The 14,208-nt window shown below is 61.2% G+C and carries 14 protein-coding genes; 11 read left to right on the top strand and 3 right to left on the bottom strand.

From position 1 onward, the window contains the following. Window positions 1-66: 66 nt before the first annotated feature. Window positions 67-888 carry an AraC family transcriptional regulator gene (locus ACK9YZ_RS04885; RefSeq protein ID WP_416066820.1) on the bottom strand — a complete coding sequence of 274 codons (822 nt, stop codon included), beginning with the start codon at window positions 886-888 and terminating at the stop codon, window positions 67-69. Window positions 889-1,076: 188 nt separating this feature from the next. Here ACK9YZ_RS04885 and alr point away from each other — a divergent pair, with 188 nt between their 5' ends. Beyond that, a complete protein-coding gene (gene alr / locus ACK9YZ_RS04880; RefSeq protein ID WP_416065856.1) occupies window positions 1,077-2,243 on the top strand; it encodes an alanine racemase in 1,167 nt (388 codons plus the stop codon). 7 nt (window positions 2,244-2,250) lie between these two features. On the opposite strand, the gene ACK9YZ_RS04875 is transcribed toward alr, so the two are convergent. After that, window positions 2,251-2,886, bottom strand: coding sequence for a LysE family translocator (locus ACK9YZ_RS04875; RefSeq protein WP_216757571.1), 636 nt, complete (start codon window positions 2,884-2,886; stop codon window positions 2,251-2,253). 146 nt (window positions 2,887-3,032) lie between these two features. Here ACK9YZ_RS04875 and radA point away from each other — a divergent pair, with 146 nt between their 5' ends. The 4 genes from radA (at window position 3,033) to ACK9YZ_RS04855 (ending at window position 7,685) form a co-directional block, all read left to right on the top strand. After that, window positions 3,033-4,433 carry a DNA repair protein RadA gene (gene radA, locus ACK9YZ_RS04870; RefSeq protein WP_416065855.1) on the top strand — a complete coding sequence of 467 codons (1,401 nt, stop codon included), beginning with the start codon at window positions 3,033-3,035 and terminating at the stop codon, window positions 4,431-4,433. Window positions 4,434-4,522: 89 nt separating this feature from the next. Continuing rightward, window positions 4,523-5,143 (top strand): CvpA family protein, encoded by a 621-nt coding sequence (locus ACK9YZ_RS04865; RefSeq protein WP_216757569.1) that lies wholly within the window; start codon window positions 4,523-4,525, stop codon window positions 5,141-5,143. A 231-nt stretch (window positions 5,144-5,374) separates the two neighbouring features. Then, window positions 5,375-6,865, top strand: a complete 1,491-nt coding sequence (gene purF / locus ACK9YZ_RS04860) for an amidophosphoribosyltransferase (RefSeq protein WP_416065854.1) — start codon at window positions 5,375-5,377, stop codon at window positions 6,863-6,865. Between the two features lie 79 nt (window positions 6,866-6,944). Continuing rightward, entirely contained in the window at window positions 6,945-7,685 is a 741-nt protein-coding gene (locus ACK9YZ_RS04855; RefSeq protein WP_416065853.1) for an SDR family NAD(P)-dependent oxidoreductase, read from the top strand. Between the two features lie 9 nt (window positions 7,686-7,694). On the opposite strand, the gene ACK9YZ_RS04850 is transcribed toward ACK9YZ_RS04855, so the two are convergent. Next, window positions 7,695-8,444 carry a GH25 family lysozyme gene (locus ACK9YZ_RS04850; protein ID WP_416065852.1) on the bottom strand — a complete coding sequence of 250 codons (750 nt, stop codon included), beginning with the start codon at window positions 8,442-8,444 and terminating at the stop codon, window positions 7,695-7,697. A gap of 352 nt (window positions 8,445-8,796) precedes the next feature. Between ACK9YZ_RS04850 and cysS the strand changes: the two genes are divergently transcribed. From cysS to cimA, 6 genes are read left to right on the top strand one after another with little or no spacing between them, the layout of a single operon-like run. After that, the gene (gene cysS, locus ACK9YZ_RS04845) at window positions 8,797-10,173 is read left to right on the top strand and encodes a cysteine--tRNA ligase (RefSeq protein ID WP_416065851.1); all 1,377 of its coding nucleotides are present in this window, start codon (window positions 8,797-8,799) and stop codon (window positions 10,171-10,173) included. After that, window positions 10,170-10,646: a GFA family protein gene (locus ACK9YZ_RS04840; protein WP_216757564.1), complete on the top strand. Its 477-nt coding sequence runs from the start codon at window positions 10,170-10,172 to the stop codon at window positions 10,644-10,646. The genes cysS and ACK9YZ_RS04840 overlap by 4 nt, the downstream gene beginning before the upstream one ends. Before the next feature lie 8 nt (window positions 10,647-10,654). Continuing rightward, a complete protein-coding gene (locus ACK9YZ_RS04835) occupies window positions 10,655-11,131 on the top strand; it encodes a GFA family protein (RefSeq protein ID WP_416066819.1) in 477 nt (158 codons plus the stop codon). Continuing rightward, window positions 11,128-11,604 (top strand): GFA family protein, encoded by a 477-nt coding sequence (locus ACK9YZ_RS04830; RefSeq protein WP_216757563.1) that lies wholly within the window; start codon window positions 11,128-11,130, stop codon window positions 11,602-11,604. Before ACK9YZ_RS04835 ends, ACK9YZ_RS04830 begins: the two co-directional genes overlap by 4 nt. Then, complete coding sequence (pip, locus tag ACK9YZ_RS04825; RefSeq protein WP_416065850.1) at window positions 11,601-12,560, top strand: prolyl aminopeptidase; 960 nt, start codon at window positions 11,601-11,603, stop codon at window positions 12,558-12,560. Before ACK9YZ_RS04830 ends, pip begins: the two co-directional genes overlap by 4 nt. A 30-nt stretch (window positions 12,561-12,590) precedes the next feature. Then, window positions 12,591-14,207 (top strand): citramalate synthase, encoded by a 1,617-nt coding sequence (gene cimA, locus ACK9YZ_RS04820; protein WP_416065849.1) that lies wholly within the window; start codon window positions 12,591-12,593, stop codon window positions 14,205-14,207. The last annotated feature ends 1 nt before the right edge of the window (window position 14,208 follow it).

Below are 14,208 nucleotides of genomic sequence, written 5' to 3'. Positions count from 1 at the left end.
GCAAGCTCCTATCAAGACGGCGGAGACATAGCCGGGCCTGACAAGGGCTGTATTGAACGAAAGTGATTACCCGGCGCGGAACTGGCCGGGTGTGACGCCGGTTCGCGATTTGAAGTGGCGGGTGAAATGCGCCTGATCGGCGAAACCGCATACTGCGGCGACATCGGCCGGCATGCGGCCTTCCCGCAGCAGTTGGCGGGCGACAAGAATGCGCCGGTCCGTCAGGAAGGCGTGCGGGGTAATGTGATATTCCCTGCGGAAGGCGCGGATCAGGTGAGCGCGGCTCAGCCCCGCCACCCCGGCCAGTTCCTCGAGGTTCACATCGCTGTCGAAATTTTCGATGAGATAATCGCGAGCGCGGGCAACGGCGCTGCGCTCCTTCGTATCGACTGGTACGACGATGGTGTTGCCGTAACGGGCGAAGATCGCTGCCAGCACCGAAAACATGCTTTCATCGGATTCCAGTGCGCCGGCCCCGCCTTCGAGCGTGCGGTGGGCGGCATGGAAGGCCTTGGCAAGCTGCGGATCGCGGGGCAGCCCGCCGGCAAAGGAGGGCGTCGCATTGAAGGCCTTGCCGGTGACATCCTCCAGAATATCGATGAAGAGTTTCGTATCCGGGTAGATCATGCGGTAGCGATAGCCCTCACCGCCCGGAGCGCCGTCGTGAACGACGCCGGGATCGATCAGATAGAGGTCTCCTGGCCCGGTTTCTTCCCGCCTTCCACTCAGAGTCGCGATCTGGCTGCCACTTTCGATCGCGCCGATGCTGAATGTGTCATGGGCGTGCGGCGCATATTCATGCGTGAGAAAACTGGCGCTCAGGCACTCCATGTCGCGGAAGCGGCTATCCCGCCAGAAGCGGGCCGATTCCACCTTGGCGAGCGGCATGGCGTCTGCCGCCTCTTTCTGCGAAACGTTCTGCATCTCATCAGACTAACGCGCCGGCTGATCCACGTCTTGAACAAAAGTGATCGTATGTGGGGAAAGGTTGGTATGTGACCGCCCATGCTTTCTCTTTGCCACAATGCTCTCTAGTGTATTTTGAACAATTTCCTTTCCCTTTCATCGCGGCGATCATGACAGATTTTTCCATCCCCTTCGAAGACGACGACCTTTTCGCCTCCGCCGGCCTACGGCTGACCGTCGACCTGACGGCGCTGACCGACAATTGGCGGGATATGGCTCGCCGCTCCGGAAAGGCGCGCACGGCGGCCGTCGTCAAGGCGGATGCCTATGGGATGGGGATCGAGGATGCCGGCGAAGCGCTCTACCTTGCCGGGGCGCGGGATTTCTTCGTGGCAACCGTCGATGAGGGCGTGACGCTGCGCATGTTTGCGCCTGAGGCGCGCATCTTCGTGCTGGCCGGCATCTGGCCCGGCACCGAGCGTCGCTTCTTCGAAAACGATCTGGTGCCGATCATCTCTTCGGAAGAGCAGCTTGCTTTCTGGATGGCGGTGCTTGCCGACTATGGCGATTATCCTTGCGCGCTGCATGTCGATACCGGCTTCAACCGGCTCGGCCTGACGGTTGATGAAGCCATCGCGCTCGCTAACGACGTGTCCCGGCCAGCGAGTTTTGCGCCCGTGCTTGTCATGAGTCATCTCGCCTGCGGCGACGATCATTCCTCAGACATGAACAGGCAGCAGCTTGAATCATTCCGAATGGTTAGCGCTGCCTATGAAGGTATCGATTCAAGCCTTGCGGCCTCCGGCGGCATCTTCCTCGGTGACGATTATCACTTCGATCTCACCCGGCCGGGCATCGCGCTCTATGGCGGCCAGGCCGTCAACGGCATGGCGAACCCGATGCGACCGGTGGCGACGGCCGAGGCGCGCATCATCCAGATCCGCACGGTCAAGGCCGGAGAATCCGTCAGCTATGGGCGGGCGCTGCAGCTGACGCGCGACAGCCGGCTGGCGATTGTCGCGGCCGGTTATGCCGATGGCTATATGCGCAGCCAGTCGAGCGCAGGCGTGCCGCTGCGCCAGACCGTGCCGCAGGGCGGACAAGGTTTTGTTGCCGGCCATAAGGTGCCGGTCGCAGGGCGCATCACCATGGACCAGACGATCTTCGACGTGACCGACCTGCCGGAAGGTGCGGTTCGTGCCGGCGACTATATCGAGCTCTTCGGCAAGAATATTCTCGTGGACGACGCCGCCAAGGCTGCCGGAACAATCGGATACGAGATGCTGACGAGCATCGGCCTGCGCCATGAACGCAAATACGAGATGGATGAGGAATAGTCTCTATCTAGCGTGTGGTCAGCGCGAGGCGAACGCCGAGCGCCACGAACAGCGCGCCGAGGCCGCGGTCTAGCCACAGGCCAATCTTTGCATTCCGTTTGAAGGCATCGGCAAGGCGTCCTCCCGCAAGGATCAGCGGCGGTTCGATGAAGGCGGCCACGACAATGATGAGGCCGCCGTGAATGGCGAGTTGCAGCCAGGCCGGGCCTGCGCCCTCAACGACGAATTGCGGCAGGAAGGCGAGGAAGAAGATCGCTACCTTTGGATTGAGAAGCGAGACCAATACGCCTTGGCGATAGATACGCCGCCAGCCGAGCGTCTCACCCGCCGCACGCACGACACCGCCCTCGCCCTTCGATCGGAGTGCCTGAATGCCGAGCCAGACGAGATAGATCGCGCCCACCCATTTGACGGCCGAAAAGGCGATTGCCGAGGCGGCAAGGATCGCCGACAAGCCGAAGGCGGCGAGAAGCACATGCACGCAGGCGCCTGTCCAGATGCCGAAGACGGCCGAGAAGCCGGCCCGCGTGCCGCTCTTGATCGTATGGCCGAGAATGAAAGCCATGTCGGGACCTGGCGAGATGTTCAGGAGAACCGCCGCGGTAAAGAAGCCGATCCAGTGAGCGAGCGAATAATCGAGCATGGCCTATCCTTTGAGTGCGCGGCAATGCTGCCAGCCCGTTCGCTAATAGGAAAATCATTAGTTTTGATCGATGCGGGAAGCCATTATCTAGGGCAAAGCTCCGATTCGGGCGCTTGCCGCGCCCCTTTACCCGAAAGCAGTCATTGATGGCCAAGGCCAGAACACAATTCATCTGCCAGAGCTGCGGCGCGGTGCATAATCGCTGGGCCGGCAAATGCGACAATTGCGGCGAGTGGAACACCATCGTCGAGGAAGACCCGATGGGCGGCATCGGCGGCGGCCCCGCCAAGACGCCGAAGAAGGGCCGGCCCGTTGCACTGACCGCTCTCTCAGGCGAGATCGAGGAAGCGCCGCGTATCCATACCGGCATTTCCGAACTCGACCGGGTGACCGGCGGCGGCTTCGTGCGCGGCTCGGCCGTTCTCGTCGGCGGCGATCCCGGCATCGGCAAGTCGACGCTACTCATGCAGGGAGCAGCCGCCCTTTCGCGACGCGGGCACCGGATCATCTATGTCTCGGGCGAAGAGGCTGTGGCGCAGGTGCGGCTGCGTGCCCAACGGCTGGCGGCGGCCGATACCGATGTATTGCTGGCCGCCGAAACCAATGTCGAGGACATTCTCGCGACGCTCGCGGACGGCAAACGCCCCGATCTCGTCATCATCGATTCCATCCAGACGCTCTGGAGCGAGCTTGCCGAATCCGCGCCTGGTACGGTGACGCAGGTGCGCACCGGGGTGCAGTCGATGATCCGCTTCGCCAAGCAGACGGGTGCTGCCATGGTGCTCGTCGGCCATGTGACCAAGGACGGCCAGATCGCCGGTCCGCGTGTGGTCGAGCACATGGTCGATGCCGTGCTCTATTTCGAGGGCGACCGCGGTCACCACTACCGCATCCTGCGCACCGTAAAAAACCGCTTCGGGCCGACCGACGAAATCGGCGTCTTCGAAATGTCGGACAAGGGGCTGCGCGAAGTCGCCAACCCCTCGGAACTCTTCCTTGGTGAGCGCAACGAGAAATCGCCGGGTGCTGCCGTCTTTGCCGGCATGGAAGGCACGCGGCCTGTTCTCGTCGAAGTGCAGGCGCTGGTGGCGCCGACCTCGCTCGGTACGCCGCGGCGCGCGGTCGTCGGCTGGGACTCGGCGCGTCTCTCGATGATCCTTGCGGTTCTGGAGGCCCATTGCGGCGTTCGCCTCGGCCAGCACGACGTCTACCTCAATATTGCCGGCGGCTTCCGTATCTCGGAACCGGCGGCCGATCTGGCCGTCGCATCGGCCCTGGTTTCATCGCTTGCCGGTATTGCCCTTCCGGCCGATTGCGTCTATTTCGGCGAAGTCAGTCTGTCCGGCGCTGTCCGGCCGGTTGCGCAAACAGCCCAGCGCCTTAAAGAAGCCGAAAAGCTGGGGTTTTCGGCGGCTCTGTTACCGTCCGGCTCCGCCGAACTGCCAAAGGGCGGCGGCCGCTGGAGCGAGGTCGAGAGCCTGCCGGATCTGGTCGCGCGCATAGCCGGATCGAAGGGGGCGCTGCAGCGTGTGGAAGAAGACGTTTGATCCTTCATCCCCGATAGCGGGGATGCTATAGGATCAGCCAAACAAAGCGCGACGCGGCCCGCAAGGCAGTAGTCTGGAGTGGAATTTACATGCCCATTACGATTTTCGACGGTATTGTCATCGGCGTCGTGCTCTTCTCCGCCGTTTTGGCAATGGTCCGCGGCTTCTCGCGTGAGATCCTCTCGATCGCGAGCTGGGGCGGTTCGGCAGCCGCCGCCTACTATCTCTACCCCTACCTCGTGCCTTATGCGAAGAAATATACCGATGACGATCGTATCGCCATCGTCGGTTCGGCCGCCGTCGTCTTCCTGATCGCGCTGATCGTCATTTCCTTCATCACGATGAAGATCGCCGATTTCATCATCGACAGCCGTATCGGTGCGCTCGACCGCACTTTGGGCTTCCTCTTCGGTGCTGCGCGCGGCATACTTCTGCTCGTCGTCGCCGTTGCCTTCTGGAACTGGCTGGTCGATGCCGATCATCGCCCGGCGTGGGTCAATAATGCCAAATCGAAGCCGTTCCTGGATTCTCTCGTCGTTCGCCTGCAGGCGGTCCTGCCGGATGAATTCGCCCAGATGATCCAGAAGAGCATCACCGAGAATCTTGGTGGCGCGAAGCCGACAGAAGACAATGCGCCGGCCAGCGATCAGGCTCCGGCGGAAGACGCAGCACCCGCGCCGAACAATGGCGCACAGCAGCCATCGAATTGACGCAGTGTTCACTAGCTTGACCCGCAGCCTGGCAATTGCCATTTGAGCGGGGCGTAAGACCAAAGGTCCGGCCGGGCATTTCGCTTTGCCGGGCCTCAACCGTTTCAGAGCCGGCGAACCGACTTTGAGGCAGGTGTCGTTGAGCGTGAGGCTATCGGAAAGCTCAGAGATTTCCGGTATCATGCAATTGGAAATGCCGATCCATTCTTGTGAGAGCAGAGGCCCGCAGAAATGAACCAGTCCCATTCCTTCCCGACTGACGATCCGCTCGACGGAGATACGCTGCATGAAGAATGCGGCGTTTTCGGAATTCTGGGACATGACGATGCCGCAGCGCTGACAGCGCTCGGCCTGCACGCCCTGCAGCATCGCGGGCAGGAAGCGGCCGGTATCGTTTCCTTCGACGGCAAGCGCTTCCATCAGGAACGCCATATGGGCCTCGTCGGCGACCATTATACCAATCCGATGACGCTCGCTCGCCTGCCCGGCAGCATATCGATGGGCCATACGCGCTATTCGACAACAGGCGAAGTGGCGATGCGCAACGTGCAGCCGCTCTTTGCCGAACTGGAAGAAGGCGGTATCGCCATTGCCCATAACGGCAACTTCACCAACGGCCTGACGCTTCGCCGCCAGATCATCGCAACCGGCGCCATCTGTCAGTCGACATCCGACACCGAAGTCGTCCTCCACCTCATCGCCCGCTCCCGTCATACATCCACAGCCGATCGCTTCATCGACGCCATCCGTCAGATGGAAGGCGGCTATTCGATGCTCGCCATGACGCGCACTAAGCTGATCGCAGCGCGCGATCCCACCGGTATCCGCCCGCTGGTTATGGGTGAACTCGACGGCAAGCCGATCTTCTGCTCGGAAACCTGCGCGCTCGACATCATCGGCGCCAAGTTCATCCGCGATGTGGAAAATGGCGAAGTCGTCATCTGCGAAATCCAGCCCGACGGCTCGATCACCATCGACGCGCGCAAGCCCAGCAAGCCGCAGCCGGAACGCCTCTGCCTGTTCGAATATGTCTATTTCGCTCGTCCGGACTCGGTCGTTGGCGGCCGCAACGTCTATACGACGCGCAAGAACATGGGCATGAACCTTGCCAAGGAATCGCCCGTCGATGCCGACGTGATCGTACCGGTTCCCGATGGCGGCACGCCGGCTGCGCTCGGCTATGCGCAGGCAAGCGGCATTCCCTTCGAATACGGCATCATCCGCAACCACTATGTCGGCCGCACCTTCATCGAGCCGACGCAGCAAATCCGCGCCTTCGGCGTGAAGCTGAAACATTCCGCCAATCGGGCGATGATCGAAGGCAAGCGCGTGGTGCTTGTCGATGATTCCATCGTGCGCGGCACGACCTCGCTGAAGATCGTACAGATGATCCGGGAAGCCGGCGCCAAGGAAGTGCATATCCGCGTCGCGAGCCCGATGATCTTCTTCCCGGATTTCTATGGCATCGATACGCCTGACGCAGACAAACTGCTCGCAAACCAGTATGCCGATGTCGAAGCGATGGCCAAATATATCGGTGCGGATTCGCTCGCCTTTCTGTCGATCAACGGCCTTTATCGCGCCGTCGGTGGCGAGGATCGCAACCCGGTCCGTCCGCAGTTCACCGATCACTATTTCACCGGCGACTATCCGACCCGCCTGCTCGACAAGAACGGCGAGTCCATGGGCAACAAGATTTCCATGCTTGCCAGCAACGGCTGAGCCGCTTCCGCTTTGACTTTCCTATCTGGGGCGCTTATTGCGCCCCTTACCTTTTCAAGCACATCCGGAGCCGCGGCAGATGAACATCAATCTTGAAGGCAGGATCGCGCTGGTGACCGGCGCATCGCGCGGCATCGGTTATTTCACGGCACTCGAACTCGCCAAGGCCGGCGCGCATGTGATCGCCTGCGCCCGCACCGTCGGCGGCCTGGAAGAGCTCGACGATGCCATCAAGGCGGTCGGTGGTTCTGCGACGCTGGTTCCCTTCGATCTCGCCGACATGGAAGCGATCGACCGCCTCGGCGGCTCGATCTTCGAGCGTTGGGGCAAGCTCGACATTCTCGTCGCCAATGCCGGCGTGCTCGGCGTGATCTCGCCGATCGGCCATATCGAAGCGAAGGTTTTCGAGAAGGTCATGAACATCAATGTCAACGCCACCTGGCGGCTGATCCGCTCGGTCGATCCGCTGCTGACGCGCTCGGATGCCGGCCGCGCCGTGATCATGTCCTCGGGTGCTGCGCATAAGTGCCGTCCCTTCTGGAGCGCTTACTCGGCGTCCAAGGCCGCCGTCGAGGCGCTGGCGCGCACCTGGGCCGGCGAGACGCAATCAACGCCGTTGCGCATCACCAGCGTCGATCCGGGCGCAACGCGCACGGCCATGCGCGCGCAGGCGGTTCCCGGCGAAGATCCGATGAGCCTGCCGCATCCGTCTGAGGTGGCAAAAGCGATCCTGCCGCTGCTCGGGCCGGGTGTGACCGAGACCGGCAAGCTGTTCATCGTGCGCGAGAACAAGCTGGTGGATTACCGGTTGCCGGGATAGGCTGAACTTTCAGTTTGCAGCAACGGCGGGGAAGAGATGTGCGAAGCCCATTTCTGATGGGCATAGCGCGTTGAGATCCACTGGTCCGCGGATCCCATCCAACGTGCCGTTATCGGCAAATTGCCAGATTGACCAACGACCGCATCCTTCCTGCGTCGGTTCCTTGAAGACGCTTCGCAGCCACAGATAGTGGTCGGGGAAGCGCGCTTCATTGCCTTTCAGATATTGATCGAAGAATTCCTCGGTGACGTAAAAAATGGGCTTTTCCGGAAAAGTGCCTTTGAGCTCCGTGAAAAACGCATTCACTTCCGCAGCCATTTCATCGAGCGTCGGGACTTTGTCGCAATTGCCGACGAACTCCAGGTCGATAGCGATGGGCAGGGTTCCCGCTTCCTTCGGCACGGTCGTGAGGACATTCTGCGCCTGATCCTCGCCGGGGCGGCAGAAGGTGAAGAAATGATAAGCACCCCTTACCAGCCCGGCATCTCCGGCCCGCTGCCAGTTCTCAGCGAACTTGGAATCCCGGTGATCCCCGCCTTCAGTCGCCTTCATGATCGCGAAGCGGACGTTCGGCTGTGCGGCGACGGTCTTCCAATCGATGTCGCCTTGATGGTGGCTGACATCGATACCCTGGATCGGATAGCGGCGTAGAGACGGATTGTTGAAACGGACCATACCGAAATCGTAGGCGAAATATGCGGCGGACGCGACTGCCAGAATTGCGGTCGCGCCGATTGTCCATCGTGCCACTCCCCTCACCCATTCCTCCTGTTTTCAATGGCTTCGCAATTGGCTATGCGAGATTTACGTCTTGAAAATGACCAAGGAATCTTAAGGCAAACACACCTCCTTCGCCGGCGTCCATCGCTGCAGTCGATTGGCGAGGCAGATAACTCAGGTTGCCTCGGGGATCGTTGCTCGCCCTCTTGACCAAACTCCGATCCCGCGCCATAAAACGCCTCATGAAAACGGTTACCTGCATTATTTGCCGGAAGATTATTCGCTAGCCCAAAGCTGGCCTGGCCGTTTTCGTCTCCCAAATGTCCAAGATGCGAAACGCCCCGGCCTGCCGGTGGCGGTATTTTGTGCTTATGCATATCGGGAGAGTGAAATGGGCGGCACGCCGGAACTGAAGCTATACAACACGCTGACGCGGGAGAAATCGGTCTTCAAGCCGATCGATGCCGAAAACGTCCGCATGTATGTGTGCGGCCCGACGGTCTATGATTTCGCCCATATCGGCAATGCGCGTCCGGTCATCGTCTTCGACGTGCTGTTCCGCCTGCTGCGCCATGTCTATGGCGAAAGCCACGTCACCTATGTCCGCAACATCACCGACGTCGATGACAAGATCAACGCGCGGGCGCTCAGGGATTATCCCGGCCTGCCGCTGAACGACGCGATCCGGGCGGTCACCGAAAAGACCGAGACGCAGTTTCTCGACGATGCTAAGGCGCTCGGCTCCCTCGAGCCGACGGTGCAGCCTCGCGCGACCGACAATATTGCGCAGATGATCGAGATCATCGAGCGGCTGATTGCGCGCGGCCATGCCTATCAGGCATCAGGCGAAGTGCTGTTCGATACGAAGTCGATGGCCGATTACGGTCAGCTTTCCAAGCGCAATCTCGACGAACAGCAGGCCGGCGCCCGCGTCGCCGTCGAGGCGCACAAGAAAAGCCCCGGCGACTTCGTGCTCTGGAAACTGTCTGACGACAACGAGCCCGGCTGGGAAAGCCCCTGGGGCCGCGGCCGTCCAGGCTGGCATATCGAATGCTCGGCCATGAGCGGGCGCTATCTCGGCGATGTCTTCGACATCCATGGCGGCGGACTGGACCTGATCTTTCCGCATCATGAGAACGAGATCGCCCAGTCACGTTGCGCGCACGGCACCGACGTGATGGCGAATGTCTGGATGCATAACGGCTTCCTTCAGGTCGAAGGCCGCAAGATGTCGAAATCCGAAGGCAATTTCGTCACCATCTACGAGTTGCTGCACACGGAGACATTCGCCGGCCGGCAATGGCCGGGCGAAGTGCTGCGTCTTGCGATGCTGATGACGCATTACCGCGAGCCGATCGATTTTTCGGTCAAGCGGCTGGAAGAGGCCGAACGGCTGCTTGCCAAATGGCCGGCGGCCGAGCCTGGTGATGCCAAGCCGGACGAGACGGTGCTGAACGCGCTCGCCGACGATCTTAATACGGTCGCAGCCGTCCAGGCGCTGCATGCGCTGGCGCATTCCGGCAACGACGCCGTTTTTGCCGCCAGTGCGGCCCTGCTCGGTGTGCTGCCGACGAAGACCGAGATCGACGAGGCGGTAGCGGCGGAAATCGATGCGCGGGTCAAGGCCCGGCTGGAGTTGCTCAAGGCGAAGAATTTCGCCGAAGCCGACGAAATCCGCGATACGCTCGCCGCCGAGGGCATCCAACTCAAGGACGGCAAGGATCCGGCAACGGGCGAACGTGTGACGACGTGGGAGGTGAAGAAATGAACACCTATACCGGCGGATGCCAATGCGGAGCCATTCGTTTCCGGGCGCGGGGGACGCCGACGGATTCTTCGATCTGTCACTGCCGCATGTGCCAGAAGGCGTTCGGCGCCTATTATGCGCCGCTGGTTTCCGTACGCGGAATGGAGTTCGAATGGACCAGAGGCCAGCGCAAGACCTTTCGATCCTCGAATTTCGTCAACCGTGGCTTCTGCGGCGATTGCGGCACGCCTCTGACATATGAAGCTCCGGACGGTATGGCCGTTGCCGCCGGCGCGTTCGACGATCCGTCGCTGTTGCCGCCGACCATTCAGTGGGGGGTGGAAGGCAAGGTCGACTTCGTCGACCATCTGCACGAACTGCCGGGGGAACGAACCGAAGCGGACCTTGCTGCCGGCTCTTTCCTTCATCAGATCGTATCCTATCAACACCCCGACCATGATACGGCGGTCTGGCCACCGGAGGATCAGGCTTGACGGCAAAGATGGGACTGACCGGCGGATGCCAGTGCGGCGCGGTTCGTTACCGGGCGAACGGCGAACTCGACTATCCGCATATCTGCCACTGCCGCATGTGCCAGAAGGCCGCCGGCAATTATTTCCTGCCGCTTGCAGGGGTGATGCGGGTCGATTTCGAGCTGACGCGCGGCGAGCCGAAATGGTTCCACTCCTCCGGTCTCGTGCGGCGCGGCTTTTGCGGCGACTGCGGCACGCCGCTTTTCTACGATATTCCCGATGCCGACTCCATCAACATCGCGCTCGGCTCGCTGGATGACCCACAGGCGGTAAAGCCGGTCATGCAGTCCAATCTCGACAGCAAAATGGCCTGGTTTCATGCGCTCGATGGCTTGCCTGTCGAGCCGGAACCGGAAACAACCGATCGCGAGGACAGGATCGCAGCGAGCAATCATCAACATCCCGACCACGATACATCCCACTGGCCTTCAGGAGATCATCCATGACAGAGACGACGAGAACAGGCGGCTGCCAGTGCGGCGCCGTGCGCTTCCGCATAACCGGCAAGCTCGGACGCCCGTCCATCTGCCATTGCCGCATGTGCCAGAAGCAGTTCGGCGGTTTCTTTTCCGCGCTGGTGACGGCGCCGGAAGAAGGCATGGAATGGACGCGCGGCGAGCCGGCCTATTTCCAGTCCTCGGTCAATATCGAGCGCGGCTTCTGCAGGGATTGCGGCACGCCGATGACCTACCGCCATCCGGGCGGTCTGGAGCTCGCGATCGGCACCTTCGACGACCGCAGCGACCTCGCGCCGCAGATCCAGGTCAATTATGATGCCCGCCTGCCATGGGTCGAGACGATCTTCGACGCGCCTGTTCACAAGGATCCGGATTTTTATGCCCGGCAGGAAGCGATCATCTCCTTCCAGCATCCCGATCACGATACCGCAGTCTGGCCCGCGAAAGGCGTGAAGATATGACTGAAGTGCTGCGCACGCTCTATCCCGAAATCGAACCCTATGCCTCCGGCCATCTCGATGTCGGCGATGGCCATGTGATCTATTGGGAACGCTCCGGTACATCAGGCGCCAAGCCGGCGGTTTTCCTGCATGGCGGCCCCGGCGGCGGCATTTCGCCTGTTCATCGCCGCCTGTTCGACCCGAAGCTCTATGACGTTGTCCTGTTCGACCAGCGCGGCTGCGGCAAGTCCACACCGCATGCGAGCCTCGAGGCGAATACCACCTGGCATCTCGTTGCCGATATCGAGCGGCTGCGCGAAATGGCTGGTGTCGACAAATGGCAGGTCTTCGGCGGCTCCTGGGGTTCGACGCTGGCGCTCGCCTATGCCGAGAAACACCCGGAGCGGGTTTCCGAACTCGTCGTGCGCGGCATTTATACGCTGACCAGGGCCGAGCTCGACTGGTATTATCAGTTCGGGGTCTCCGAAATGTTCCCGGACAAGTGGGAGCGCTTCGTCGCACCCATCCCGCCGGAAGAACGCCATGAGATGATGCTCGCCTATAACCGCCGGCTCACCGGTTCGGACCGGGCGGTTGCTCTCGAGGCCGCGCAGGCCTGGAGCCTCTGGGAAGGCGAGACGATCACGCTGCTGCCGGAGAAATCGACGAGCGGCAAGTTCGAGGAAGCCGATTTCGCCTATGCCTTTGCGCGCATCGAGAACCACTTCTTCGTCCATGCCGGATGGATGGATGAAGGCCAGTTGCTGCGCGATGCCCATAAGCTGAAGGATATTCCCGGCGTCATCGTCCACGGACGTTACGACATGCCCTGCCCGGCCAAATACGCCTGGCTGCTGCACAAGGCATGGCCGAAAGCCGACTTCCACCTGATCGAAGGGGCTGGTCACGCTTTCTCGGAACCGGGCATTCTCGACCAGTTGATCCGGGCGACGGACCGGTTCGCAGGCAAACAATAAAAGCCGCAAGGCGCGACAGGAAACACCACCATGACACGCGAAAGAATCTATCTCTTCGACACGACGCTTCGGGATGGGCAGCAGACACCCGGCATCGATTTTTCGGTCGAGGACAAGATTGCGATTGCAAGCATGCTGGACGATTTCGGGCTCGACTATGTCGAGGGCGGTTATCCGGGAGCAAACCCGACCGATACCGCCTTCTTCGCCGAAAAGCGTACGAGCCAGGCATCCTTCGTCGCCTTCGGCATGACGAAGCGGCCAGGTGTTTCCGTCTCCAACGATCCAGGTATCGCCGGGCTCCTGCAGGCGTGCAGTGATGCTGTCTGCTTTGTCGCCAAGAGCTGGGATTATCACGTGCAGGTGGCGCTTGGCTGCACCAACGAGGAAAATCTCGAATCCATTGCCGAGAGCGTCAAGGCCGTCGTTGCCGCCGGCAAGGAGGCGATGGTCGACTGCGAGCATTTCTTCGATGGCTATAAGGCCAATCCGGAATATGCGCTTGCCTGTGCGAAGACTGCCTATGAGAACGGCGCGCGTTGGGTGGTGCTCTGCGACACCAATGGCGGTACGCAGCCGCCGGAAGTGCGCGCCATCGTCGAGGCGGTGATCGCCTTCGGCGTACCGGGCCACCGTCTCGGCATCCATGCGCATAACGATACCGGCCAGGCCGTTGCCAATTCGCTTGCTGCCGTCGAGGCCGGCGTGCGCCAGATCCAGGGCACGCTGAACGGCATCGGCGAACGCTGCGGCAATGCCAATCTGGTGACGCTGATCCCGACGCTGGCGCTGAAGAGCGCCTACAACACGCGTTTCGAGACGGCAATCGACGCGGATCGACTGACCAATCTCACCCGCCTCTCCCATGCCTTCGACGAACTCCTGAACCGCTCGCCGGATCATCAGATGCCCTATGTCGGCGCGTCTGCCTTCGCCACCAAAGCCGGCATCCACGCCTCGGCCCTGCTGAAAGACCCGCGGACCTACGAGCACGTTCCGCCGGAAAGCGTGGGCAATTTCCGCAAAGTCATGGTCTCGGATCAGGGCGGCAAGGCGAATTTCATCAACGCGCTGAAGCGGCGCGGCATCGACGTCGTCAAGGACGATCCGAAGCTCGATCTCCTGATCTCGATCGTCAAGGAGCGCGAGGCATCCGGCTATGCCTATGAGGGGGCCGATGCGAGCTTCGAGCTTCTCGCTCGCCGCACCATGGGCACCATCCCGGACTTCTTCTCGCTCGACGGTTTCCGGGTGATGATCGAACGGCGCTTCGATTCCCACGGCCGTATAAAGATCGTCTCCGAAGCGGTCGTGAAGATCAGCATCGACGGGCAGACGCTGATGTCGGTTGCGGAAGCCGAAGGCCCGGTCAACGCGCTCGACCTTGCGCTGCGCAAGGATTTTGGCAAATACCAGCACGAGATCGATGACCTCGTGCTTGCCGACTTCAAGGTGCGTATCCTCAATGGCGGTACTGACGCCATCACCCGCGTTCTGATCGAATCCACCGATTCCAGCGGCGTGCGCTGGTGGACGGTCGGCGTTTCCGACAACATCATCGACGCCTCGTTCCAGGCACTGATGGATTCGGTCATCTACAAGCTGATGAAGAACCGGCAGCTCGCCGGCAAGATCGCCGCCGAATAAA

Source organism: Rhizobium sp. ZK1, from assembly GCF_047782645.1.
GTDB lineage: Bacteria > Pseudomonadota > Alphaproteobacteria > Rhizobiales > Rhizobiaceae > Rhizobium.
The sequence above is the reverse complement of the archived record's forward strand: the minus strand, read 5'-3'. Positions and strand labels throughout refer to the sequence as shown.

Coding starts and splice junctions, on each gene's coding strand:
- ACK9YZ_RS04885 (WP_416066820.1), bottom strand. CDS start 888: ATGCCGCTCGCCAAGGTGGAATCGGCCCGCTTCTGGCGGGATAGCCGC.
- alr (WP_416065856.1), top strand. CDS start 1,077: ATGACAGATTTTTCCATCCCCTTCGAAGACGACGACCTTTTCGCCTCC.
- ACK9YZ_RS04875 (WP_216757571.1), bottom strand. CDS start 2,886: ATGCTCGATTATTCGCTCGCTCACTGGATCGGCTTCTTTACCGCGGCG.
- radA (WP_416065855.1), top strand. CDS start 3,033: ATGGCCAAGGCCAGAACACAATTCATCTGCCAGAGCTGCGGCGCGGTG.
- ACK9YZ_RS04865 (WP_216757569.1), top strand. CDS start 4,523: ATGCCCATTACGATTTTCGACGGTATTGTCATCGGCGTCGTGCTCTTC.
- purF (WP_416065854.1), top strand. CDS start 5,375: ATGAACCAGTCCCATTCCTTCCCGACTGACGATCCGCTCGACGGAGAT.
- ACK9YZ_RS04855 (WP_416065853.1), top strand. CDS start 6,945: ATGAACATCAATCTTGAAGGCAGGATCGCGCTGGTGACCGGCGCATCG.
- cysS (WP_416065851.1), top strand. CDS start 8,797: ATGGGCGGCACGCCGGAACTGAAGCTATACAACACGCTGACGCGGGAG.
- ACK9YZ_RS04840 (WP_216757564.1), top strand. CDS start 10,170: ATGAACACCTATACCGGCGGATGCCAATGCGGAGCCATTCGTTTCCGG.
- ACK9YZ_RS04835 (WP_416066819.1), top strand. CDS start 10,655: ATGGGACTGACCGGCGGATGCCAGTGCGGCGCGGTTCGTTACCGGGCG.
- ACK9YZ_RS04830 (WP_216757563.1), top strand. CDS start 11,128: ATGACAGAGACGACGAGAACAGGCGGCTGCCAGTGCGGCGCCGTGCGC.
- pip (WP_416065850.1), top strand. CDS start 11,601: ATGACTGAAGTGCTGCGCACGCTCTATCCCGAAATCGAACCCTATGCC.
- cimA (WP_416065849.1), top strand. CDS start 12,591: ATGACACGCGAAAGAATCTATCTCTTCGACACGACGCTTCGGGATGGG.